The following is a 19,792-nucleotide window of genomic DNA, read 5'->3' as shown; positions in this document are numbered from 1 at the left end:
TGACTCCTAAAATGGAATGCTGTCGAGGTCATCGAGTGGACCAGCCTTCCCCGGCTGATACCCTCCCAACGATCCATCGCCCGTCGTCTGTCGCTCTTCCCCGCCATCCTGCCTGCCGTCGAGCAACACGAGCGCGCCGCCGAACCGGCCCAGCACGATCTCGGTCGAATAGCGGTCCTGCCCGCCCTGGTCCTGCCACTTCCGGGTTTTGATCTCGCCTTCCAGGTAGACCTTGCTGCCCTTGCGGAGGTACTGGACGGCGATCTTCCCCAAGCCCTCGTTGAAGATCACCACGCGGTGCCATTCGGTCGCCTCGCGCCGTTCACCCGTGTTTTTGTCCTTCCATGTCTGGGAGGTAGCGACGGAGAGGGAGACGATCTGCGTTCCGTCCTGCATGGACCGGGTCTCGGGATCGCGCCCGAGATTGCCCAGGATTGTTGCCTTGTTCACGCTGGACATGGCGTTACTGCGCCTCCGCTTCCTGGTTGGCCTCGGCTTGCGCCAATTCGTCGGCCCGCGCCTCGATCGCCTTCTTCACTTCGAGTGCGTCGGCCTTGCTCTTGCCCCAGAACTGTTGGAGCCCGGCGCGATTGAAGGACTGCCACCACGCGAGGGTACCGCTGTTCGGGCACGAGCGAATGAATGCGAGGCAACGGTCGGCAAACTGGCCGATGGGAACGGACTTGAGACCTTCGGTTTCATCGAAGGCGACAAGGATTCCGTCGCCGCCGATCAGGGCCATCCGACGCTCCCTCTCGTCATTCTCGACCACAGCCGAAGGGGTGATGTCGATCATCCCCGCCCGGTCCATTTCGGCGTCGACGTAAAGCCCCCCGAGGTCTTCCGGCCAGCCCTTCCGAAGCGCATTGGCCTCGGCAACCTTGGCGATCATCAGGCGGGGCATCCGGCCCCAGTTTCCTGACGTATCCAGGCGAAAAATCCCCGACGGTTCCCGACGACCGGTTTCCCGGTTCTCGTGCCACTCTTCCTTGAGGGGGGCGTATTCCTCCCAATAGGCGCGGGCGGTGACCTTGTGCCACGCCTTGTCGGCGCCGTACTGCCAGACCGTCACATCGGCGTAGTCGATACCGAGCGGGTTGGTATCGGGGTTCTTGAGGTCGTCACTGATTACCACGCGGGGCGGATCTTCGTCCGGCCGATAGGTGCCCGAGCGGGCGGCGATGGCGCGGTAGCCGTCGATGCCGGTAATGAAGGAAACCTTCCGCTTGTCCGGGTTCTTCTTGTTGTAGACGACGGCGTGGATCTGCTTCTTGAACGGGTCGAGGCCAGCGCGATTGGCGATGACGATGAACATGTCGAATTCGTCGTTCGTCAGGTCTGCGGCGACGGTTCGCCTCACCAGGCCGAGTTGATTTCCGTTAAGCGTCGGCAAGCCGCCCGGCCGCCCGATGGTCGCGATCTGGTTCATTTCACTGTCTCCGGATGGTAAGCTTGATGCCGCCGTTGTCGAGCCGCGCACCTTCGATTTCTTCGCCACCCTTGAGGGCTTCCGTCAGGGCCGCCCGGTCGAGAGTCGGGTCTTTAGGCTTCCAGAACCGCGACGGGATCAGGGTCTCGTCGGTGACGTCGACGGTGCGCGGGGTAGAGGAAACGGTCAGTGTTACCTCGGGCAGACGCAACGTCTTGATTTCGCCGATTGTCATGGCCTGCTCGATCAGCGCCCGCTTGCGGCCGATGCGATCCTTGGCTGCATCCAGGCGAGCCTTGAGGGCGTCGATCCTGACCGCGATCCCATCAACGATGATCTGGTCTTCGTCCATGGAATGGATGACCGCCGCGATGGCCTCGTGAAGGTCGGTCTCGCCCTCGACGGTGTCTCGGATCAGGTCTTCGTCGTCCCCGAAATCCTTGAGGCTTTCCCGGAGGATTCGAGCCGCCGCCAATTCCTTGACAAGGTCGCGCTCTGCATCGGGTGTGCGCTTCTTTCCCATATCGGACCTCACGCCGCGTCGCTGTTGTTGAGAATGCCCGCCGCCTCGCCGGAGGCCGCCCGTGCCCGCTCCGCCACCGGCCCCTTGCCATGGGCGAGCCCGATGATGTTGGCGGCGGCGAGGGGACGCTTGGCGTCGTTGCCGTGGCGCATGTCTTGGCAGGACCGCCAGTAGACAGAAGCGAGGTCAGAGACGGTCAGCATCACACTCCCTCCGCGATCTTGACGGCGGCAAGCCCCGCCCAGACGATCAGGTAGAACAGCGGGCCTCCGAGAAGGAAGCCGGCGAGGGCGTAGCGCCAGCGGGCGCGGGTCTCGATCATTCGTCATCCTCCCGCGCGGCCTCAGCGTCGGGGAACATCTCGAAAATCTGGAACGTGGAGATCGTGGACTTGCTCATTGCCCATGCATCTTCTGTTCGAGAAAGAAAAGGGAGTTCTGAATGCCTTGAGAGCTATCGCCGCCATCAAGGGCGTCTGCAATTCGCTTTAGGCTGACGGCGATTGAGGTAAGCGCGGCATCCGAGATACACGTGATGACAGTCTTCGCCTCGCGCTCAAACCGACCGTCCAATTCGTGCGGCTTGCTGAGTATGTCTGACAGCGGATCGGGATGAGGATTGCTCATAAGTCATACTCCGAGGTCACGCCGGTTAGCGAGAACTTGCGCTCCAAGTGATGTAGTTCGGCCTTCAAATCCTCGATGTCGTCGAGGCTGTAGGAGGGATCACCGCGCGCCTCGTCCAGATGGGCTCTGGCGGCCTCGATCTCCAACGCGAGGGCGCGAGCGCGGCGGTAATTGGGGCGAAGAACGCTGTGCATGTCGGGCTCCTTTCAGAAGGTCATAGAGGCGGGAAGATCGCGTGAGGCGAAGCCGAAGAAGCGGGCGCGGATCTCGGTCATTCCATCGCCTCCACCTTGAGCCGGGCAGCACCGAAGGTGTCACCCCATCCGTCGTTGACCAGGTCACGAAAATCCTCCCAAGCGCCATAGACATCGGCCGTGGACACCTGCCCCGCGAGGGTCGCGAGGCGTTCCATGAAGGCGGAGAGCTCCGCGTCGATCGCATCGAGGATTTCGAGGTCGTTGGATCGAGCCCGCCGGCCATCGATGGCGGCGTTCCTGTAGGCCTCGCGGCGCTCGGCGATGACTTCCGCGCGGTCCATCACGAGGCCCTCCCACCGGCCATCTGGCGGGCGAGATGCAGGATTTCCGACTTGGCCGCTTCGGCCTGCTGGATCAGGTCGCGCACCCAGAAATCGACCGCCCCGACCGCCCTCGCGATCTCGATGTCGGCGCCCATGTGCTCCTCAAGGCGCTCCATCGCCTCCTTGATGGCGGTCGCTGCTGACATGACTCGGTTCGGGTGGAGGTACATGGTTAGGCCTCCACTTCAATCAGCGCGCCGGTGGTGCTGTCGACGGCGTACCAAGTGTCGGCCTTGATGGTTTCGCCGACATATCCGACAGCGATGCGGGGGCGCTCGCCGTCGTGCCACGCGAGGGCAATGAAGCCGCCGTCCGCCGCCCGGGCGCGAGCGCCGGGGCAGACGCACGCGATGGCGGCATTCCGCCCGGTCGCCACGATCCGGGCGTCGTCGCCGCTGCTGCCGATCCGGGCGTCGTCGCCGCTGCTGCCGATCCGGGCGTCGTCGCCGCTGCTGCCGATCCGGGCGTCGTCGCCGCTGCTGCCGATCCGGGCGCCGTAGCCGCTGCTGCCGATCTGGGCGTCGTCGCCGCTGCTGCCGATCTGGGCGTGGTTGCCGCTGCTGCCGATCCGGGCGCCGTAGCCGCTGCTGCCGATCCGGGCGTCGTTGCCGCTGCTGCCGATCTGGGCGTGGTTGCCGCTGCTGCCGATCCAGGCGCCGTAGCCGCTGCTGCCGATCTGGGCGTCGTTGCCGCTGCTGCCGATCCGGGCGCCGTAGCCGCTGCTGCCGATCCGGGCGTCGTTGCCGCTGCTGCCGATCCGGGCGCCGTAGCCGCTGCTGCCGATCTGGGCGTCGTTGCCGCTGCTGCCGATCCGGGCGTCGTAGCCGCTGCTGCCGATCCGGGCGCCGTAGCCGCTGCTGCCGATCTGGGCGCCGTAGCCGCTGCTGCCGATCTGGGCGTCGTTGCCGCTGCTGCCGATCCGGGCGCCGTAGCCGCTGCTGCCGATCCGGGCGCCGTAGCCGCTGCTGCCGATCTGGGCGTCGTTGCCGCTGCTGCCGATCTGGGCGTGGTTGCCGCTGCTGCCGATCCGGGCGTCGTTGCCGCTGCTGCCGATCCGGGCGTCGTTGCCGCTGCTGCCGATCCGGGCGCCGTAGCCGCCATTGTCGTTGAGCGGCCCCGAAGTCTCGACCTTAGCTGCGTCGACGGGTTGAGGCTTGGTCGCCTCGATCACCGCATCCACTTCGGTGTCACTGCCGGCGACGAATTGGGTTGCGATCTGCCCCGGCTCCTTCAGGAGGTCGGCAAAAATCGCGTCAGCCAGCCATTGGGCGTCCCCGGTCCGCCGATCTTCGGTCAGGGCCGCCATGACTGCGGCGTAAGAGGCGCCCTCCTTCTCGGGAAAGCGGGCGCGGAACCAGTCGCGGCCATCAGCGCAGGCGCCCCAAGACCGGATCTTGGCGAGGGTGATCGTCAGGGCCGGCGCAGGGGTTGCGGCGGTTTCGGCGGCGGTCATGGTCAGGCCTCCACCGCAACGGGGCAGCCCGTGGCGAGCCCGACGAAATGGACCTCGGCCCCGTCCTCGATGATCGCGGCGCGGATCGCCTTGGCGGTGCGGGCCGACAGCGCGGAGCGGATGCCGGCCGACATGCTGCGGGCATAAGCGCCCGGATTGCCCGGCAGATGGGAGCGGCTGGTCTGGATGGTGCGGGCGGCGTCTTTGGTCATGGTCATCCCCTGTGGTGATGGGGATGATGCTAATAGGAACGTTCCTATTACGCAATGGGAAAAATAGGAACGTTCCTATTGGACGGAATTTCGCCCAGTGCGTACCCTCATTCGCGCATTGGTTGGGAGGTTGCGATGCGAGCGATTTTTCTGGGCGTGGCGCTAGGCCTTGCCGCCGCGCCGGCCATGGCCGATCAGTGGGTTAACGGCTATTTCCGCAATGACGGTACCTACGTGCAGGGGCACCATCGGTCGTCCCCGAATGGAAATCCCTACGACAACTATTCGACCCAGGGGAACGTGAACCCCTACACGGGAAAGCCCGGCACCCATAGCCCCTATCGCGGCTCGAACTGCGGTATCGGTCGGCTTTGCTGACTGCAAATGTGGGGGAGGGGCCGGTCAGGGCCGATCCCGCTCTCTGTCGGCACCGACCCGGCGAGCGCCACCTGATCGTGGATGGCGCCGGCGTCCTGCGCGTTGCTGTGCTGGCGGACCATGCGTCGCCATTGCCCGGCCACAACCCGCGCCTGGTCTGGATCGAGGTCGAGCCGCCGGCCGGTGCGGTGCGGGCCTACGGGCTAGCGACGAGCCTTGGTCGGGTGATTGAGGGGTGAGGGCGCCGGGCGTTCACGTCCATTGCCACTTGCCGATGACGCGGCCATTGATGACGAGGTCCGCGAGTAGGCGTTCGTAAGGCTCATAGGCGGGATTGGCGGATCGGACGATGACGCGGACCGGATCGGAGCCGTGGATGACCTCAAGTCGCTTGATGATCTCCCCCACGCCATCCCATATCGCGAAAAAGCCGGGGGGCGAGGGGAGCCTCTGGTCGAGATCGACCAGTACCCGTTGGCCGGGCATGAGCGCCGGCTCATTCGAATCTCCGACGCATGTGATGACCTTCAGGCTGGCCGCCGGCGCGCTGGTGTAGGCCCTGAGAACATTCGTCGGCACCTCCCAGCGCGCCACCACGCGCTCGCCATAGTCGGTGTCGTTCCGCTCGTGGATCTGTCCGCCGGAAGCGTTCCCCGCCGCCACGTCCAGCTCGTCGATCGAAATATTCGGTTCCAAGTCATCCCGCTCGCGTTCCTCGACACGCGACGCGGAGAGGCGGCGGGGCTCGATCGCGCTCTCGCCCGTCAGGTCCGCGACGGTGCAGCCCAGCGCCTTGGCGAGTTTCGTCAGGGTGCTGACCCGGGGTGAATCCGAGATGCCCTTCAGGATGTCCCGGACGGCGGTTTCGCCCAGGCCGGCCTCCTTGGCCAGGCGCTTGGGGTTCGACCCCAGCCGGGTCATGCGGCGCTCGATTTCGGTGGCGACACGATTCATGTGCGGAGCGGGCGCCGGCTCGTCTTCGGATGATGCAGCGGCGGCAATTCTTTTCGGGTGGTCAGATCGTCGGAACAGATCGGGGTCAACGCCGAAATGTTCCCCCAATAGCTCTCGCTGCTGTTCGCCCAATTCTACCGGAGAGCCCTTGGTGATGTACTGCTGAATGTAGGTGTCGTTCTTCCCGACGAGGCGGGACAACTCAGCATAGGTGGCGCCCGCCTTTGCCATGAGGCCGAGCAGCAAATTGCGGGCAGGGTCCATTTCCATGACGAGTAATCTCGTCGCTAGGTCAGCGAAAGGCCAATAGGAACCATCCTATTGACACCGCCTCGGCGGGCTAGTAAGTTTCCTAGCGCCATGACGCAAGACCTGGACCCCATCCTCCCCGAAATCCGCGCCTTCCTTGGCGCGACAGGCATGACGAAGTCCGCCTTCGGATCGGCTGCGCTGAAAGACCCCGCGCTTGTCTTCCAACTGGAGGGCGGCCGGGAGTTGCGGCGGCAGACGCGCGAAAAGGTGCGCCAATTCATCGCCACTCAGTCACCGGGGCGCTGACCGATGGGCCGCGTCCTTGTCGCCTGCGAATTCTCCGGCGTCGTCCGGCGAGCGTTCGCCGCGCGCGGTCACGACGCTTGGTCCTGCGACCTGCTGCCGTCGGAAGACCGCAGCAACAAGCACATCGTGGGCGACGCCCGCGATTACCTGAATGAAGGCTGGGATCTGCTGGCCGTGTTTCATCCACCTTGCACCCGGCTGTGCAATTCCGGCGTCCGCTGGCTGTCGAAGCCACCGGCCGGAAAGTCGGCACACCAGATCCAGTCGGAATTGCAGGATGCGGCGGACCTGTTCAGCGCCTTCTGGAATGCCCCCGTGCCTCGGATCGCGGTCGAAAACCCGATCATGCACCGCCATGCCAAGGCCCTGATCCGGAATTACAGAGCGCCGGCCCAGACCATTCAGCCATGGCAATTCGGTCATGGCGAAACGAAGGCGACCTGTCTCTGGCTCAAGGGGCTGCCGAAGCTTGTCCCGACCAAGATCGTCGCCGGCCGGGAGCAGCGCGTCTTCCGGATGCCTCCCGGACCCGACCGCTGGAAAGAGCGCAGCCGGACATTCACAGGCATCGCCGAGGCGATGGCTGACCAGTGGGGCAGGCCGCTCGAACTGGATCTGGTTCCGATGGGCGTAGCTCAATGGTAGAGCACCGGTCTCCAAAATCGGGGGTGCGGGTTCGACTCCTGCCGCCTGTGCCATATTCCCTCGCTCTCGCGGCGGGCACGAACTTGCGCGGCGGCGTGGATGGACACGCGCGCCTGCACGGTAGGGGCAATCTCCATCGGGGGCCGTCAACGACAGGCCAACAAGCCGTAAACTCGGCGCCTCTGCATCCCCGCTCTGCGCAGGGCGGGAAAGCCGTAGCCGGTATCAAGCCCGGCCCGCGCAAGGCTTTTTCGGCGGGGAGGCCCGGCGGCCCGTCTGGTCTCATAAGCCAGACTCGGTTGTTCAACTCCACTCGGCCGTATGCAGGTTCGAGTCCTGCCGGGGGTGCCATATCACGGCCCGTCGAGCACGGCCGCCAGCCCCTCGCGCGCCGCCGCGAGAATATCGTAGGCCGCCGCGAGATCCGGGTAGTCGAGGGCGCAGGCGTCTGCCCGCGCTCGATCGAACGCCGCTTCCTTGCGGTGGGCCGCCGCCATCAGCGCGGCCTGAATTTCGAGAGGCTCGACCAAGTTCCGGCGGGGTGCTGCAACACCCCGGCCCGGCCATGCGATCACGTTGCTCTGCGTCTCGTCAGTCATTCGGACATCACCTCCTGCGATGTGGAAGGTCGCAGAGGGGTGAGCCGTGAAGTCAGACGATCAGTTTCCGCGCAAGAATTTTTCGTCTCCGCGCGAGGAGGCCCGTATGTCGCTTAGCTTTTCGGCCGACGCCGTGAGGGTTGAGGCCCAGGACCGCGTTCGCGACCTGGTGCGTCACTCGGGAGAATGCCTCAAGGGGGCGTTCGACGCCGTGGGGCGCCGCCTGGGCGGGATGCAGCCGGGCAGGGTGCGCCAACTCTACTACGGCAATGCCCGGCAGATCGGCGCGGCGGAGATGGACCACATCAGGGCGCTGCATACCCGCTTCGCGTCGATCATCGAGGAACAGCGCGCCATCGAGCGCCGCATGAGGGAGGTCATGGGCCATGAGGCTCTGGATCATCACGAGGCTGATGGCGCTGTCACTGCGGAGGTCGGCGCTCTGGCAGGCGAGGTTCCGCCGGCTGGACAGGCTCCGCAACAGGATGATCGGGAGGGGTGAGTGATGGTTCCCCGATCAACCCATCCCGGCGCCGCACCGGGTGACCAAGCGGCCCTCCCCTCAACTGCCCCGGCTGGTGACGAGCCGGCCGGGGCGCATTTTCTGTGAGGTGTCTCATGGACATTGAGCCGGGCCGTAGTGAGCGGCCGGAACGAGACCTAGCCAAGGTTTTCGACCTGAAAGGCGAGCGCCAAATCGCTGGCTACGTCGACCGCTTCGAAAATCTCCTCCGGGAGGCGGATCGCGTGAAAGACGACGTCTCCGCACTCAAGGCGGAGGCCAAAGAGGCTATGTTCACGCCCTTCGAAATCAAGGCCATGCAGGAAGTCGCGAAACTCCGGAAAGACGATAAGGCCGGGGTAGCGGAAGAAAAGCTGGCGGCGATCAAACGTGTGTCGAAGGCCGCAGGCATGGACCTGTTTCGGTGGGCCGACCAAGGATAAGAAGTCCATGGCCACCCACGACACCGCGCCGCTGAAACCGCCCCCCTCGCTGGTCGAGGCCAAGCGCCAAGCCCGGATCATGTCCGTGACCGGGCGAGCGGAGAGGGGGAGGCGCCTCGTCACAGAGGCCCTGCACGAGCAGCTGCGCCGTGAAGTGGAGGCGGGGCGGTGAGCAGCAAACGAACCCCTTGGCTGAAATGGTATCCGTCCGACTGGCGGGCCGATCCGGCACTGCGCATGTGCTCATTCGCGGCGCAGGGCCTGTGGGTCGCCGTGCTGGGCGTGATGCATGAAGCCGAACCCTATGGCCACCTGTTGGTGAACGGTCGGGCGCCGACCACGCGACAACTGACCGGGCTACTCGGCGGGGCTGAAAGAGAGATTGCGGCGTTGCTGCAGGAACTGGAAGAGGCCGGGGTATTCAGCCGGGACGACGAAGGTGTCATCTACTCTCGCCGGATGGTCCGAGATAAGGCCAAGGCGGATGCCGATCGCGAAAATGGAAAACGGGGTGGCAATCCAAAACTGTCTCATTCGGGTAAGGCGTCGGATAGGGCGTCCGGTAAACCCAGAGGCAAAACCAACGGGAAAACGGTGGGGGTTAACCCCCCATCAAACCCAATGGTTGATAAAGAGGATAAAGCCCATATTCCAGAGGCCAGAGATATACCCTCCCAGGGAAGGAGTTTCCTTGGTTGGGATATATCTCAAACCTCTCAGGATAGGGCTACCCCCGACGCGTGCCCGTTCGACCGTGAAACCGGTGAGGTCTCATGATCGACCTTCGCCCGCACCAGGCCCGCACAATCCGGATGCTTCGCTCATCCCTGGCTGGGGGACGGCGCCGGCCGATGGTCAAGCTCCCGACAGGGGCGGGGAAGACGCGTCTCGCGGCCGCGATCATCGAGATGGCCCGGAACAAGGGCCGGCGGGCGATTTTCTGCGTGCCGGCGATCTCGCTGATCGACCAGACCGTCAACGCGTTCTGGGACGTTGGGATCGCCGATGTCGGGGTGATCCAGGCCAGCCATCCGCTGACGGACTGGTCGCGGCCGGTGCAGGTGGCGTCGGTTCAAACCCTGGCGAGGCGGGGCGATGCTCCCGAGGCCGGCCTGGTGATCGTGGACGAGGCGCATGTCAAGTCGGAGAGCCTGTGGCGCCGGATGGCCGGGGAGTGGGCAAAAATCCCGGTGATCGGGCTCTCCGCGACGCCGTGGTCCAAGGGGCTTGGGAGAGTCTACGACGACCTGATCATCGGCGCGACGACGCGAGAGTTGATCGACGCGGGATACCTGTCGCCGTTCAGGGTTTTCGCGCCGTCGCACCCGGACTTGACCGGGGTCAAGATCACGGCGGGAGACTATCAGCAGGATCAGCTTGGTGAGGCAATGGCGGCGCCGCAGCTTGTCGCCGACGTCGTGACGACGTGGTGCGAGAAGGGCGAGGGCCGGCCGACGCTGTGCTTCGCCGTGGATCGGGCGCATGCACGGGCATTGCAGGCCCAATTCGAGGCAGCAGGGGTATCGACAGGCTACGTCGACGCCTACACGCCCTTGGACGAGCGGGCGCGCGTCGAGCGACTGTTCAGGGATGGCGCGATCCAGGTGGTGTGCAACGTCGGGGTGCTGACCACCGGCGTTGATTGGGACGTTCGGTGTCTCATTCTCGCGCGCCCGACGAAATCCGAAATGCTCTACACGCAAATTATCGGCCGGGCCCTTCGACCCGCACCGGGCAAGGATCATGCGCTGATCCTCGATCATTCGGACACGACGCTTCGGCTGGGTTTCGTGACCGACATCGAGCACGACGCGCTTGACGATGGGAGGCCGCGTGCTGCCTCGGGCGGGGGGCCTGACAAGGCGCAGCCGCTGCCGAAGGAATGCCCGGCCTGCGCCTTTCTCAAGCCCGCGAAATCGCCGGTCTGCCCTGCCTGCGGGCACAAACCCGAGCGATTCAGTGACGTTGAGACGGTCGACGGCGAGCTCGTCGAGCTTGGGGCGAAGCGCGCGAAGGCGGCGAAGGCAGAGGCGGATCAAGCGACCAAGCAGAGGTGGTATTCGGGGTTTCTCGGGATCTGCGACGAGCGCGGCTATCAGCGGGGCTGGGCGGCCAACAGGTACCGGGAAAAATTCGGCAGCGGGCCGCGCGGACTGATCGAAAGGCCGATCGCGCCGACACCGGAAGTCCGGGCCTACGTCAGGTATCTGCAAATCAAATGGGCGAAAAGTCAGAAGCGGAGGGCGGCGCATGCGTGAGCCTGTGAGGGATGTCGCGCGCGGAAAATGGCGCGGGATACTGTCGCAACTCGGGGTGGCCGAAAGCTACCTGACGGGCAAACATGGCCCATGCCCGGCCTGCGGCGGCAAGGACCGATTCCGGTTCACGGATTTTCAGGGGGCCGGAGGCTGGATCTGCAACCAGTGCGGCGCCGGGGATGGGATATCGCTCATCATGGCGGTCAAGGGCTGCGATTTCCAGACGGCCGCCCAGATGGTTGAGGACATCGCCGGTGACGTTCGCCCCACGCCCCCGAAGGCGCCGCGATCGGAGCGGGAAATGCACCAGGCGATGAAATCGCTGTGGCTGGCATCCACGCGGGTGGAAGAGGGTGACCACGTCTGGAAATACCTGCGTGGCAGGACGGGGGCCGGATCGTACTGCCGCGACCTGAGGTCGATAGACCGCCTCAGGCACAAGGGGCCGCCGGTGACCGAACATCCGGGAATGCTGGCGATCGTGCGGGCGCCGGGCGGCAGCGCGTGCCAGATCCACCGGACGTACCTGACGCGAGATGGCCAGAAGGCCGCGATCGAAAAGCCGAAGCAGCTGATGCCGGGGGGGTTGGAGCCTGGGGCCTGTGTGCATCTGTTCGACCCGGGCGAGACGCTGGGCATTGCCGAGGGGATCGAGACCGCGCTGTCGTGTGCCGCCATGTGGAATATCCCCGTCTGGTCGGCGCTGAGCGCGGGAAACATGGTCAAGTTCACGCCGCCGCCCGGCGTGAAGAAAATCCTGATCTTCGGGGACAACGACCTGTCGTTCACCGGCCAGCACGCAGCCAATGCGTTGGCGTCGGTCCTGTGGCGGAGAGGGCTGGCGGTCGAGGTGTTCATCCCTGATCGGGCGGGGGCGGACTGGAACGACATCCACCGAGAGGAGAGCGCGGCGGCATGACCTGGGCGGAAGAGAATCCCGAACTCTGGTCGGGGAGGCCACCCCAATGACGGCCCTTCGGAGCAGCCTGTCTCGGTTTCACGGCGAGAGGCGGATGGATCCCGAGGAAGTAGAGCAGGCCAAGCGCGACGCATGGCAGCGGCACGGGATCGTCGTGGCCAGGCCCGATGAAATCGGCAGCGAGTGGCTTTCCCGGGGGATGACGGCCTGGGCAAACGAGCGATACGGGCAAAGGAGAGAGCGATGAGGCGGCGGCGCAAGCGGGCTGTGATGGCGGCCCAACCCATGGCCCATGTGACGGCGCCCGACCTCCGCCCGTCCGAGGTCCGGCAGGCGCCGGAGGCCAAGGCCGGCCTCATGGTCCGGGTATACCGCGACACCTGCGAGGTCGATCGATTGTACAATGATGGACATTTGGGGAGGCCGGACAGCGACGAGGCCAAGCGCCGCCTCGATGCCGCCCTCTGGCTGCGGGCGGTGCACCACAGATCGGGAGCGGCGCCACGGGTGATTGGCAGCTACGGCGCCCTGGGTGGGGACGACGAAATGAGCGAGCAGCAGGCGGATGCGTGGCGGCTGTATTCCGAGGCCATGCGGGCGATGGGTGGGTTTGCGGCCACCGTGCAGCGGGTCTGCGTCTGGGATGGCCGGACCCGATTGATGGTGTATCTGCGGAGCGGGTTGGATCGGCTCGTCGCGTGGCGTGGGATGTAGCCGTGGCTCACGTCCGTCGCCGGTCAGACGGTGCCATCTCGGCCAGGCGGCGCTTGACAATGCTCCGCTACGGCGGGAGGCTGTCTGGGTTCGACAAAATCGAACATCGCTGACCCGCGAAGGCTGCGGCCTTGGTTGGGAAGGGGCTGAGCCCCGCAAAATGGGGCGCCTGCGGGCGCCCCTTCTCTTTGGGCGGTGGGCTCGTCACTCGATTTCTTCGACGGGCAACCCACCGACAATGCGCTTGATCCCGAGGCGGCCCTGTTTCGCCGGCGGAATGCCGGCCGGGGTGGCGTAGTCCTTACGCGCGGGATAGGCAGTCTTTTCGGCTTGGGCCCGGCGGACATCATAGGCGTGTCTGATCGCCTCGCGGGCATGATCGACCTCGCCGAAAGTATAAGTCGTGCCGATTCCGTCGTTCGGACCGCGATGGGGGCGCACAAGGCGGCCGTCGTTGTCGCGCCACCAAATCTCATAATAGCCGAGTGGAGTCGGAGCGGGGCGTTGCCATGCGGGCAGCCCGAAAGCCAGGGCGGCGCAGGCGAGCGCGATGTGCTCGGGGGCCCCAGACGACTTGTACTTGATGATGGTCGTCCGCGAAATGCCGAGGCGGCGGCCGGCCTCGGAGTCGTTGAATTTCATATGGTTCAGCCAGGCGCAGAAATCTTTCGCTTCCATGATCTTCGTCCTATATTGGGTCCGGGTGCCCGGCCGACCTTTCAGCCGGCCGGGCGACTGCTTACAGTTTCAGTGTGGTGGCCAAAGCTGCCAACCCGATCACCACCTGAGCGGCTTGCAGGATCAGGCTAATGGTCTCGTAGGACATTCGCCTTTTCCTCCGGTGCGTTGGGGGCGGACCATCCGTCCCCTTCAACGCCCGTTCATCATGTACAAAAATGGACATCGTGTCCAGCATAATCGTTCAAAATTGAACAAAATTATTGATCGCGATCGTGCCGATGCGGGCGAATGAATGCCGCGCGCCCCAAGATATTGTTGACAGCTCCGCGAAAAACAGTGCATCTTGTCCCGGACTTACTGCGTCCAAAGCCCGCCGGAGAAATCCGAGCGGGCTTTTTGTTTGCGCGGCGCGGATTTGAAAAACAGGAGCGAGTGGAAATGGCAGCCGGTCGAAAGCCAGGCGGCCCGAGAACGGGCGGCCGCCAGAAGGGGACGCCGAACAAGGTGACGGCCGATGTTCGCGCCGCCGCCCAGAAATACACGACGCAGGCCCTCGATACGCTCGCCGCGATCATGAACGATCCGACGAAGGCAGAGGCCGCCCGCGTGTCCGCCGCGAAGGAGCTCCTCGATCGCGGTCATGGCAAATCGAGCCTGCCCGTGGAGGTCCTGCACCGGACTGCGTTTGACGACCTGACCGCTGAGGAACTTTTGCGCCTTGCCGGGGCTCTCCGAGGCTGACCGAGCCGCGCTGCTGGCGCGCGTCGAGCTGGAGCTCACCCGGCGCAAATGGGAGATGTACCGGCCCTACGCCAGGCAGCGCGAGTTTCACGCGGCCGGCGCGACGTATCGTGAGCGGCTGCTGAGGGCTGGCAACCAGCTGGGCAAGAGCTACGCCGGCGCGTTTGAGGCGGTATGCCACGCCACCGGGCGATATCCCGATTGGTGGGAGGGCCGGCGTTGGACCTCGCCCACGACCGGGTGGTGTGGCGGCGTCACGGGCGAGGTGACGCGCGACACGATCCAGCGGCTGTTGATTGGCGCGGTCGGGCAGCGCGGCACGGGGATGGTGCCCCGGGCGGAGATAGCCGACGTGTTGCCGAGCCGAGGTGTCGCGGATCTCGCCGACACGATCATGGTCAAGCACGAGTCCGGCGGGGTGTCGCGGATCCGGCTCAAATATTACGAGCAGGGCCGCGAGAAATGGCAGGGCGATACGGTCGACTGGGTCTGGTTCGATGAGGAGCCGCCGCCGGAGATCTACACGGAGGGGCTGACGCGGACCAACGCGACCGGGGGCATGGCGTGGCTGACATTCACACCGCTGCTGGGCATGTCGGAGGTCGTTCGGCGTTTCCTGATGGAGGAGAGCCCCGATCGCAGCGACACGAACATGACGATCGAGGACGCGGAGCATATCCCGGCGGAGGAGAGGGCGCGGATCATCGCGAGCTACCCGGCCCATGAACGAGAGGCGCGGACCAAGGGCGTGCCGATCCTAGGGTCCGGCCGGATTTTCCCGGTGGCCGAAGAACTGATCACGGTCGAGCCATTCGTTGTGCCGGAATGGTGGCCGCAACTCGGCGGGCTCGATTTCGGCTGGGATCACCCGACCGCTGCCGTGTCGATCGCATGGGATCGTGATGCGGACGTGATCTATGTCACGCGGGTCTATCGGCGCAAGGAGGCAACCCCGGTCATCCATGCCGCCGCGCTGCGGCCATGGGGCGACTGGCTGCCCTGGGCGTGGCCTCATGACGGGTACCAGCACGACAAGGGGTCCGGTGAGGCCCTCAAGTCGCAATACACGGCTCAGGGCATGCGGATGCTGGCACAACACGCGGCGTTCGAGGACGGCTCGAACGGCGTCGAGGCGGGCCTCATGGAGATGCTGGACCGAATGGAGACGGGGCGACTGCGGGTTTTCGCTCACCTTGCGGATTGGTTCGACGAATTCCGGCTTTATCACCGCAAGGACGGTAGGATCGTGAAGGAGCACGATGACACGATGGACGCCACGCGTTACGCGATCATGGCGAGACGGTTCGCGACAACGCCGCCGCGCGAGGATTACGACACAGGCGAATGGCGGCACAACCGGAACCGGGTGACGGGCTACTGATGACCACGGTCGCATACAAGGACGGCATCATCGCCGCCGATACCGCGCTCGGCACCGGCAAGGGCGGCTGCATAGCGACCGTCCATGTCCGGAAAATCGGCCGGGCGCCATGCGGCGGCCTTGTCGGGTGCTCGGGGCAGGCCGATTCCGTCGCGGCGGTTGTTCGGCGTGTCGAGGAAGGGGGGTTCGGCGCTGCCGGATTGGCGGAGGTTCCGCCGGCCGCCGACGGATTTTTCGTGAGCCGGGGCGGGGCGATTACCATCATCGGCGAACAGGGATGCTATCCAGTCCGGGGCGCCGTGTACGCCTGCGGTTCGGGGGAAATCGCCGCTCTCGCCGCGATGATGGCCGGCGCCAGCGCCGAAGAGGCCGTGCGGATCGCCATTCAATTGGACCACGCCACGGGCGGCGAAGTAGAGACGCTGGAGATCCGCTAAGATGTCCTTTGCATCCGACTACATGGGCGGCCCCGTATTGGTGGGAGACGGCTATGAGCAGGCGCCGGAACAGCCGCGCCCTCTTGCCGTCGGCGATCTTTTGGAGCAGGTCAACCTCTGCGATGTGATCGACGACGATGGCGAGTTGGGGCGCATCGGCCAGGAGGTCAAGCGCGGCTATGACATCGACGAGGCGAGCCGCGCTGATTGGAAGCTGCGCATCGAGCGGGCGACGAAGCTCGCCATGCAGATCGCGGAGGAGAAATCATTCCCCTGGCCGGGCGCGGCGAACGTCAAATACCCTATGCTCACAACGGCGGCGATCCAGTTCAACGCCCGCTCATATCCGGCGATCGTGCAGGGGCGGGACGTCGTCAAGCCGCAGGTGACGGGCGCCGATCGGGATGGGCAGAAGATCAAGCGTGCGCAGCGGATCGCCGAGCACATGTCCTACCAGCTCACGACTGAAATGGTCGAGTGGGAGGAGGACACGGACCGGCTCCTGGTGATGCTGCCCATCGTGGGTTGCCTGTTCCGGAAAACCTGGTTCGACCCCGTGGAGGGGAGGCCGATGTCCATGATGGTCCCGCCGGAGGACCTCGTGGTCAACTACAAGGCGAAGAGCCTGGATTCGGTGCCGCGCATCTCGCAGGTGATCAGGCTCTATCCCAATGAGGTGGTCGAGCGGCAGCGTCGCGGCATTTACCGGGATGTGGCCCTTGCCAAGCCGCAGGACGGCGACGACGACGACGCGCCGATGACCTTCATCGAGCAGCACTGCCGTCTCGACCTGGACGATGACGGCTACAGCGAGCCCTATATCGTCACGATCCACGAAGAGTCCACGACCGTCGTTCGGATCGCGCCGCGCTTCGATCGCGAGGGCGTCACGATGGGGCGGGACGGCCGGGTGATCGCCATAGCGCCAGTGCAGTATTTCACGAAATACGGGTTCATCCCGTCCCCGGACGGAGGGTTCTACGACGTCGGCCTCGGGCTTCTGCTTGATCCGATCAACGAGACATCCAACGCGGTCATCAACATGCTTCTCGATGCGGGCACACTGGACAATGCCGGTGGCGGCATGATCGGCAAGGGGCTTCGCATCAAGGAACGCGACTCGTCCACCGCTCCGGGCGTCTGGCTGCCCGTCGAGAGCGATGGATCGGCGCTCAAGGACAATATCGTGCCGTGGCCGCATAAAGGGCCGTCGCCGGTTCTGTTTCAACTCCTGGGGATGCTGATCGAGGCCGGGAAGGACATCGCGTCGGTCAAGGACGTGCTGACGGGCGAGCAGCAGCAGTCGAATGTGCCGGCGACGACGACGCTGGCCCTGATCGAGCAGGGCATGAAGGTCTTCACGGCGATTTACAAGCGCATCCACCGCTCGCTGAAGCAAGAATTCGCGAAGCTGTACCGGATCAATCGCCTGTATGTCTCGCCACAGGCATATGCCAACGTTCTGGACGAGCCGGCCGACCCGCAGGCCGATTATCGGGGCGGCGATTGCGATGTGGTGCCGGTCAGCGACCCGACGATCGTCACCGACATGCAGCGCCTTGGCCGGGCGCAGTTCCTGATGCAATTTTCCGGCGATCCGCTGATCGATCAGGTGGAAATCCGCAAGCGTGTCCTCGCTGCCGCCTCGATCGAGGACGCCGAGAAATTGCTCAAGCCACCGGGCCCGATGCCGCCGCCGCCCGACCTCGTCAGGGCTGAAAGCGACGCCAAGCGCGTGCAGATCGAGGCCATCGAGGCCATGGCGAAAATCGCGCTCATGCGAGCCCAGGCGGTCAAGGCGCTCGCCGACGCGGAGGCGACGGAGGTCGGATCACAGATCGATGTGTACATGGCGCAGCTGGAGGCGCTGACGCGGGCCGCCGAGGGAGCAAGCGATGATCGAACGGGACCGAATGGCGCTGTGGCTGAAGCAGGAAGAGACGCAGGAGGTGCTGCGGTTCTTCAGGCACCGGCGCCGCCGGCTGATGGAGAAATGGGCGCAGGGCCATCTCCCGCCGGATTCGGACCAGCAGGCCCGATGCCAGGGCCGATGTCAGGCGTATAGCGAGATCGCCGGCATTACGTTCGAGGACGTCGAGGATTTCTACGAGCGAGAGAGGAACGAATGAAAATCGACCCGAGCAAGATCATTCCAACCGAGTATCGCGTGCTCGTGAAGCTCGATCCGATCGAGGAGAAGACGCGCGGCGGGATCATCGTCCCGGATGACACCAAAGAACGGCAGCAGATGGCGCAGATCGCCGGAACGCTCGTCGCCGTGGGCGGTAATGCATTTGCGGACTGGAACGAACCCATTCCGTCGGTTGGAGACCGCGTGCTGATCGCGAAATACGCCGGCGACAGGCCGCCGATCGACCAGCGCGAAACCTACGCGATTGCGAACGACAAGGATGTCGTCGCCATCATCGGCTGACGCAGCCGCTTCACCAGCCAGCAGGCCGCCCCAGGGCGGCTTTTTTCATGAGGAAACCATGACCGATCAGACCGAGGGCGTCGGGACGCCCATCCCCGGGGAGCAGCAGCCGGACGTCGAGCAGCGTGCACGCCGCATGGGCTGGACGCCCAAGGAGGAGTTTCGCGGGGATCCCGAAAAATGGATCGACGCCGGATCATTCGTGGAGCGCGCCGACAACGAATTGCCGATCGCCAGGGCGCAGATGCGACGCTACGAGGAGCAGATCGGGAAGCTGCAGAAGCATCTCGTCAAGCTCGAAGCCACCATGGGCGAGCAGGAGCGGCGGGGTTACGAGCGCGCGATCGCCGACATCAAGGCACGGCAGGAAAAGGCGGTCTCCGAGGGCGATCTCGCCGGATTCAAGGCCGCCGACAAGGAGGCCGAGGATCTGCGCCGCGCGATGCAGGAGAGGACGGCCCCACAGCGGCCGGACGTCGATCCCGCGCTCAGCGACTGGATGGGCGAGAACGAATGGTTCACCGACGATCGCACGATGCACGCCTATGCGTCAGGCGTCTACACCGAGATTTCACTCAAGATGGGGCGCGATCCCAATACGGTCGATCGCGCCCGTCTGGATCGAGTGACGAAGGAGGTTCGGAAGCGATTTCCGGAGAAATTCGACAGCCCTCCCGAGGATGGCGACGAGCCCTCGGCGCCGCGCCGAACAGCGGCGGTGGAGGGCGTGTCGGCCGGGCGATCGCGGCGCGGCAAGGGTTACGCGGATCTGCCGGCCGATGCCAAGGCGGCGGCCGACCGCTTCGTGAAACAAGGGCTGTTCAAGTCGGCCGACGAATACGCCAAGGAGTATTTCGCCAATGAGTGAAAACGAGGAAACCCGCCGTGGCCCCGGCCGTCCCCGGAAGGATCAGGACGCGCGCCGGGAGCGGATCCCGCTTGGCGCGCCGCGATCCAAGCTCGGCGCTGACCAACGCGGCGGGTTTGTCCGTCGCTGGGTGAACGATACCTCCGGCCGCCTGGAACAGGCACAGGCCGCCGGATACAGTTTCGTGGGCGAAGCGAACGCGATCTCGACCGACACCGGCAGCAGGCAGTCGCAGGTGGTCGGAACACGAGAGGACGGGACGCCCATGCGCGCGTACCTGATGGAGACGCCGCGCGAGTTCTACGAGGAAGACCAGGCGCTGAAACAGCGCGAAGTCGACAAGGTCGACGAGGCAATCAAGGGCGGCAGCGTCGCCGGATCACCCGGTGTCGACGGCCGCTATATCCCCTCGCAGGGCATCAGATACGACCCCCGTGGCGGTCGGTGACGCCCCATT

At 65.1% G+C, this 19,792-nt stretch carries 30 protein-coding genes and 1 tRNA gene; 18 read left to right on the top strand and 13 right to left on the bottom strand.

What is annotated here, in order from left to right:
* Positions 1-6: 6 nt before the first annotated feature.
* The 10 genes from ssb to L2U69_RS11960 form a co-directional block, all read right to left on the bottom strand.
* Positions 7-459, bottom strand: coding sequence for a single-stranded DNA-binding protein (ssb, locus tag L2U69_RS12005; RefSeq protein ID WP_236107188.1), 453 nt, complete (start codon positions 457-459; stop codon positions 7-9).
* Positions 460-463: 4 nt separating this feature from the next.
* Positions 464-1,429 (bottom strand): phage recombination protein Bet, encoded by a 966-nt coding sequence (bet, locus tag L2U69_RS12000; protein ID WP_236107186.1) that lies wholly within the window; start codon positions 1,427-1,429, stop codon positions 464-466.
* A gap of 1 nt (position 1,430) precedes the next feature.
* Positions 1,431-1,952, bottom strand: a complete 522-nt coding sequence (locus L2U69_RS11995; RefSeq protein ID WP_236107184.1) for a siphovirus Gp157 family protein — start codon at positions 1,950-1,952, stop codon at positions 1,431-1,433.
* Between the two features lie 8 nt (positions 1,953-1,960).
* Complete coding sequence (locus tag L2U69_RS11990; protein ID WP_236107182.1) at positions 1,961-2,155, bottom strand: hypothetical protein; 195 nt, start codon at positions 2,153-2,155, stop codon at positions 1,961-1,963.
* 192 nt (positions 2,156-2,347) lie between these two features.
* Positions 2,348-2,578 carry a hypothetical protein gene (locus L2U69_RS11985; RefSeq protein WP_236107180.1) on the bottom strand — a complete coding sequence of 77 codons (231 nt, stop codon included), beginning with the start codon at positions 2,576-2,578 and terminating at the stop codon, positions 2,348-2,350.
* Positions 2,575-2,772: a hypothetical protein gene (locus L2U69_RS11980; RefSeq protein WP_236107177.1), complete on the bottom strand. Its 198-nt coding sequence runs from the start codon at positions 2,770-2,772 to the stop codon at positions 2,575-2,577. Before L2U69_RS11980 ends, L2U69_RS11985 begins: the two co-directional genes overlap by 4 nt.
* 77 nt (positions 2,773-2,849) lie before the next feature.
* Positions 2,850-3,116 carry a hypothetical protein gene (locus tag L2U69_RS11975; RefSeq protein WP_236107175.1) on the bottom strand — a complete coding sequence of 89 codons (267 nt, stop codon included), beginning with the start codon at positions 3,114-3,116 and terminating at the stop codon, positions 2,850-2,852.
* The gene (locus L2U69_RS11970) at positions 3,116-3,304 is read right to left on the bottom strand and encodes a hypothetical protein (RefSeq protein ID WP_236107173.1); all 189 of its coding nucleotides are present in this window, start codon (positions 3,302-3,304) and stop codon (positions 3,116-3,118) included. Before L2U69_RS11970 ends, L2U69_RS11975 begins: the two co-directional genes overlap by 1 nt.
* Positions 3,305-3,330: 26 nt before the next feature.
* On the bottom strand, positions 3,331-4,611 hold the full coding sequence (locus L2U69_RS11965; RefSeq protein ID WP_236107169.1) for a hypothetical protein: 1,281 nt from the start codon (positions 4,609-4,611) through the stop codon (positions 3,331-3,333).
* Between the two features lie 2 nt (positions 4,612-4,613).
* Positions 4,614-4,823 carry a hypothetical protein gene (locus L2U69_RS11960; protein ID WP_236107167.1) on the bottom strand — a complete coding sequence of 70 codons (210 nt, stop codon included), beginning with the start codon at positions 4,821-4,823 and terminating at the stop codon, positions 4,614-4,616.
* Between the two features lie 135 nt (positions 4,824-4,958).
* Between L2U69_RS11960 and L2U69_RS11955 the strand changes: the two genes are divergently transcribed.
* Positions 4,959-5,201 carry a hypothetical protein gene (locus L2U69_RS11955; protein WP_236107164.1) on the top strand — a complete coding sequence of 81 codons (243 nt, stop codon included), beginning with the start codon at positions 4,959-4,961 and terminating at the stop codon, positions 5,199-5,201.
* A 252-nt stretch (positions 5,202-5,453) separates the two neighbouring features.
* Here the strand turns inward: L2U69_RS11955 and L2U69_RS11950 are convergent, their stop codons facing one another.
* Entirely contained in the window at positions 5,454-6,425 is a 972-nt protein-coding gene (locus tag L2U69_RS11950) for a helix-turn-helix domain-containing protein (RefSeq protein WP_236107162.1), read from the bottom strand.
* 90 nt (positions 6,426-6,515) lie between these two features.
* Here L2U69_RS11950 and L2U69_RS11945 point away from each other — a divergent pair, with 90 nt between their 5' ends.
* The 3 genes from L2U69_RS11945 (at position 6,516) to L2U69_RS11935 (ending at position 7,411) form a co-directional block, all read left to right on the top strand.
* Positions 6,516-6,713 (top strand): hypothetical protein, encoded by a 198-nt coding sequence (locus L2U69_RS11945; RefSeq protein ID WP_236107160.1) that lies wholly within the window; start codon positions 6,516-6,518, stop codon positions 6,711-6,713.
* A gap of 3 nt (positions 6,714-6,716) precedes the next feature.
* Positions 6,717-7,358: a hypothetical protein gene (locus L2U69_RS11940; RefSeq protein WP_236107158.1), complete on the top strand. Its 642-nt coding sequence runs from the start codon at positions 6,717-6,719 to the stop codon at positions 7,356-7,358.
* Positions 7,338-7,411, top strand: a tRNA-Trp gene (locus L2U69_RS11935). The genes L2U69_RS11940 and L2U69_RS11935 overlap by 21 nt, the downstream gene beginning before the upstream one ends.
* A 300-nt stretch (positions 7,412-7,711) precedes the next feature.
* On the opposite strand, the gene L2U69_RS11930 is transcribed toward L2U69_RS11935, so the two are convergent.
* Complete coding sequence (locus L2U69_RS11930; protein WP_236107156.1) at positions 7,712-7,957, bottom strand: hypothetical protein; 246 nt, start codon at positions 7,955-7,957, stop codon at positions 7,712-7,714.
* 46 nt (positions 7,958-8,003) lie between these two features.
* Here L2U69_RS11930 and L2U69_RS11925 point away from each other — a divergent pair, with 46 nt between their 5' ends.
* The 7 genes from L2U69_RS11925 to L2U69_RS11895 all read left to right on the top strand — a co-directional run bounded on the left by L2U69_RS11925 (position 8,004) and on the right by L2U69_RS11895 (position 12,793).
* On the top strand, positions 8,004-8,459 hold the full coding sequence (locus L2U69_RS11925; protein WP_236107154.1) for a hypothetical protein: 456 nt from the start codon (positions 8,004-8,006) through the stop codon (positions 8,457-8,459).
* A 116-nt stretch (positions 8,460-8,575) separates the two neighbouring features.
* The gene (locus L2U69_RS11920) at positions 8,576-8,902 is read left to right on the top strand and encodes a GapR family DNA-binding domain-containing protein (protein ID WP_236107152.1); all 327 of its coding nucleotides are present in this window, start codon (positions 8,576-8,578) and stop codon (positions 8,900-8,902) included.
* Between the two features lie 7 nt (positions 8,903-8,909).
* Complete coding sequence (locus L2U69_RS11915) at positions 8,910-9,074, top strand: hypothetical protein (RefSeq protein WP_236107150.1); 165 nt, start codon at positions 8,910-8,912, stop codon at positions 9,072-9,074.
* The gene (locus L2U69_RS11910; RefSeq protein ID WP_236107148.1) at positions 9,071-9,679 is read left to right on the top strand and encodes a hypothetical protein; all 609 of its coding nucleotides are present in this window, start codon (positions 9,071-9,073) and stop codon (positions 9,677-9,679) included. Before L2U69_RS11915 ends, L2U69_RS11910 begins: the two co-directional genes overlap by 4 nt.
* Complete coding sequence (locus tag L2U69_RS11905; protein WP_236107146.1) at positions 9,676-11,160, top strand: DEAD/DEAH box helicase; 1,485 nt, start codon at positions 9,676-9,678, stop codon at positions 11,158-11,160. Before L2U69_RS11910 ends, L2U69_RS11905 begins: the two co-directional genes overlap by 4 nt.
* Positions 11,153-12,079: a toprim domain-containing protein gene (locus L2U69_RS11900; RefSeq protein ID WP_236107144.1), complete on the top strand. Its 927-nt coding sequence runs from the start codon at positions 11,153-11,155 to the stop codon at positions 12,077-12,079. The genes L2U69_RS11905 and L2U69_RS11900 overlap by 8 nt, the downstream gene beginning before the upstream one ends.
* A gap of 243 nt (positions 12,080-12,322) precedes the next feature.
* Positions 12,323-12,793, top strand: coding sequence for a hypothetical protein (locus L2U69_RS11895; RefSeq protein WP_236107142.1), 471 nt, complete (start codon positions 12,323-12,325; stop codon positions 12,791-12,793).
* A 204-nt stretch (positions 12,794-12,997) separates the two neighbouring features.
* Here L2U69_RS11895 and L2U69_RS11890 read toward each other — a convergent pair whose 3' ends face one another.
* Positions 12,998-13,471, bottom strand: coding sequence for a hypothetical protein (locus L2U69_RS11890; RefSeq protein WP_236107140.1), 474 nt, complete (start codon positions 13,469-13,471; stop codon positions 12,998-13,000).
* A gap of 291 nt (positions 13,472-13,762) precedes the next feature.
* Here L2U69_RS11890 and L2U69_RS11885 point away from each other — a divergent pair, with 291 nt between their 5' ends.
* Genes L2U69_RS11885 through L2U69_RS11855 form a run of 7 tightly spaced genes read left to right on the top strand, consistent with a single transcriptional unit; the run spans position 13,763 to position 19,783 of the window.
* Positions 13,763-14,215, top strand: coding sequence for a hypothetical protein (locus L2U69_RS11885; RefSeq protein WP_236107138.1), 453 nt, complete (start codon positions 13,763-13,765; stop codon positions 14,213-14,215).
* On the top strand, positions 14,193-15,596 hold the full coding sequence (locus tag L2U69_RS11880) for a terminase large subunit domain-containing protein (RefSeq protein ID WP_236107136.1): 1,404 nt from the start codon (positions 14,193-14,195) through the stop codon (positions 15,594-15,596). The genes L2U69_RS11885 and L2U69_RS11880 overlap by 23 nt, the downstream gene beginning before the upstream one ends.
* Positions 15,596-16,033 carry a hypothetical protein gene (locus L2U69_RS11875; RefSeq protein ID WP_236107134.1) on the top strand — a complete coding sequence of 146 codons (438 nt, stop codon included), beginning with the start codon at positions 15,596-15,598 and terminating at the stop codon, positions 16,031-16,033. The genes L2U69_RS11880 and L2U69_RS11875 overlap by 1 nt, the downstream gene beginning before the upstream one ends.
* Position 16,034: 1 nt before the next feature.
* Positions 16,035-18,098, top strand: a complete 2,064-nt coding sequence (locus L2U69_RS11870; protein WP_236107132.1) for a co-chaperone GroES — start codon at positions 16,035-16,037, stop codon at positions 18,096-18,098.
* Positions 18,099-18,158: 60 nt separating this feature from the next.
* The gene (locus tag L2U69_RS11865; RefSeq protein ID WP_236107130.1) at positions 18,159-18,467 is read left to right on the top strand and encodes a GroES family chaperonin; all 309 of its coding nucleotides are present in this window, start codon (positions 18,159-18,161) and stop codon (positions 18,465-18,467) included.
* A gap of 58 nt (positions 18,468-18,525) precedes the next feature.
* Positions 18,526-19,335 carry a hypothetical protein gene (locus L2U69_RS11860; RefSeq protein ID WP_236107128.1) on the top strand — a complete coding sequence of 270 codons (810 nt, stop codon included), beginning with the start codon at positions 18,526-18,528 and terminating at the stop codon, positions 19,333-19,335.
* Positions 19,328-19,783: a hypothetical protein gene (locus L2U69_RS11855; RefSeq protein ID WP_236107126.1), complete on the top strand. Its 456-nt coding sequence runs from the start codon at positions 19,328-19,330 to the stop codon at positions 19,781-19,783. The genes L2U69_RS11860 and L2U69_RS11855 overlap by 8 nt, the downstream gene beginning before the upstream one ends.
* Positions 19,784-19,792: the final 9 nt, after the last annotated feature.

This window comes from Zavarzinia marina (assembly GCF_021568905.1).
GTDB lineage: Bacteria > Pseudomonadota > Alphaproteobacteria > Zavarziniales > Zavarziniaceae > Zavarzinia > Zavarzinia marina.
This window is presented reverse-complemented; position numbering and strand designations above follow the sequence as displayed.

Coding starts and splice junctions, on each gene's coding strand:
- ssb (WP_236107188.1), bottom strand. CDS start 459: ATGTCCAGCGTGAACAAGGCAACAATCCTGGGCAATCTCGGGCGCGAT.
- bet (WP_236107186.1), bottom strand. CDS start 1,429: ATGAACCAGATCGCGACCATCGGGCGGCCGGGCGGCTTGCCGACGCTT.
- L2U69_RS11995 (WP_236107184.1), bottom strand. CDS start 1,952: ATGGGAAAGAAGCGCACACCCGATGCAGAGCGCGACCTTGTCAAGGAA.
- L2U69_RS11990 (WP_236107182.1), bottom strand. CDS start 2,155: ATGCTGACCGTCTCTGACCTCGCTTCTGTCTACTGGCGGTCCTGCCAA.
- L2U69_RS11985 (WP_236107180.1), bottom strand. CDS start 2,578: ATGAGCAATCCTCATCCCGATCCGCTGTCAGACATACTCAGCAAGCCG.
- L2U69_RS11980 (WP_236107177.1), bottom strand. CDS start 2,772: ATGCACAGCGTTCTTCGCCCCAATTACCGCCGCGCTCGCGCCCTCGCG.
- L2U69_RS11975 (WP_236107175.1), bottom strand. CDS start 3,116: ATGGACCGCGCGGAAGTCATCGCCGAGCGCCGCGAGGCCTACAGGAAC.
- L2U69_RS11970 (WP_236107173.1), bottom strand. CDS start 3,304: ATGTCAGCAGCGACCGCCATCAAGGAGGCGATGGAGCGCCTTGAGGAG.
- L2U69_RS11965 (WP_236107169.1), bottom strand. CDS start 4,611: ATGACCGCCGCCGAAACCGCCGCAACCCCTGCGCCGGCCCTGACGATC.
- L2U69_RS11960 (WP_236107167.1), bottom strand. CDS start 4,823: ATGACCAAAGACGCCGCCCGCACCATCCAGACCAGCCGCTCCCATCTG.
- L2U69_RS11955 (WP_236107164.1), top strand. CDS start 4,959: ATGCGAGCGATTTTTCTGGGCGTGGCGCTAGGCCTTGCCGCCGCGCCG.
- L2U69_RS11950 (WP_236107162.1), bottom strand. CDS start 6,425: ATGGAAATGGACCCTGCCCGCAATTTGCTGCTCGGCCTCATGGCAAAG.
- L2U69_RS11945 (WP_236107160.1), top strand. CDS start 6,516: ATGACGCAAGACCTGGACCCCATCCTCCCCGAAATCCGCGCCTTCCTT.
- L2U69_RS11940 (WP_236107158.1), top strand. CDS start 6,717: ATGGGCCGCGTCCTTGTCGCCTGCGAATTCTCCGGCGTCGTCCGGCGA.
- L2U69_RS11930 (WP_236107156.1), bottom strand. CDS start 7,957: ATGACTGACGAGACGCAGAGCAACGTGATCGCATGGCCGGGCCGGGGT.
- L2U69_RS11920 (WP_236107152.1), top strand. CDS start 8,576: ATGGACATTGAGCCGGGCCGTAGTGAGCGGCCGGAACGAGACCTAGCC.
- L2U69_RS11915 (WP_236107150.1), top strand. CDS start 8,910: ATGGCCACCCACGACACCGCGCCGCTGAAACCGCCCCCCTCGCTGGTC.
- L2U69_RS11905 (WP_236107146.1), top strand. CDS start 9,676: ATGATCGACCTTCGCCCGCACCAGGCCCGCACAATCCGGATGCTTCGC.
- L2U69_RS11900 (WP_236107144.1), top strand. CDS start 11,153: ATGCGTGAGCCTGTGAGGGATGTCGCGCGCGGAAAATGGCGCGGGATA.
- L2U69_RS11895 (WP_236107142.1), top strand. CDS start 12,323: ATGAGGCGGCGGCGCAAGCGGGCTGTGATGGCGGCCCAACCCATGGCC.
- L2U69_RS11890 (WP_236107140.1), bottom strand. CDS start 13,471: ATGGAAGCGAAAGATTTCTGCGCCTGGCTGAACCATATGAAATTCAAC.
- L2U69_RS11885 (WP_236107138.1), top strand. CDS start 13,763: ATGAATGCCGCGCGCCCCAAGATATTGTTGACAGCTCCGCGAAAAACA.
- L2U69_RS11875 (WP_236107134.1), top strand. CDS start 15,596: ATGACCACGGTCGCATACAAGGACGGCATCATCGCCGCCGATACCGCG.
- L2U69_RS11870 (WP_236107132.1), top strand. CDS start 16,035: ATGTCCTTTGCATCCGACTACATGGGCGGCCCCGTATTGGTGGGAGAC.
- L2U69_RS11865 (WP_236107130.1), top strand. CDS start 18,159: ATGAAAATCGACCCGAGCAAGATCATTCCAACCGAGTATCGCGTGCTC.
- L2U69_RS11860 (WP_236107128.1), top strand. CDS start 18,526: ATGACCGATCAGACCGAGGGCGTCGGGACGCCCATCCCCGGGGAGCAG.
- L2U69_RS11855 (WP_236107126.1), top strand. CDS start 19,328: ATGAGTGAAAACGAGGAAACCCGCCGTGGCCCCGGCCGTCCCCGGAAG.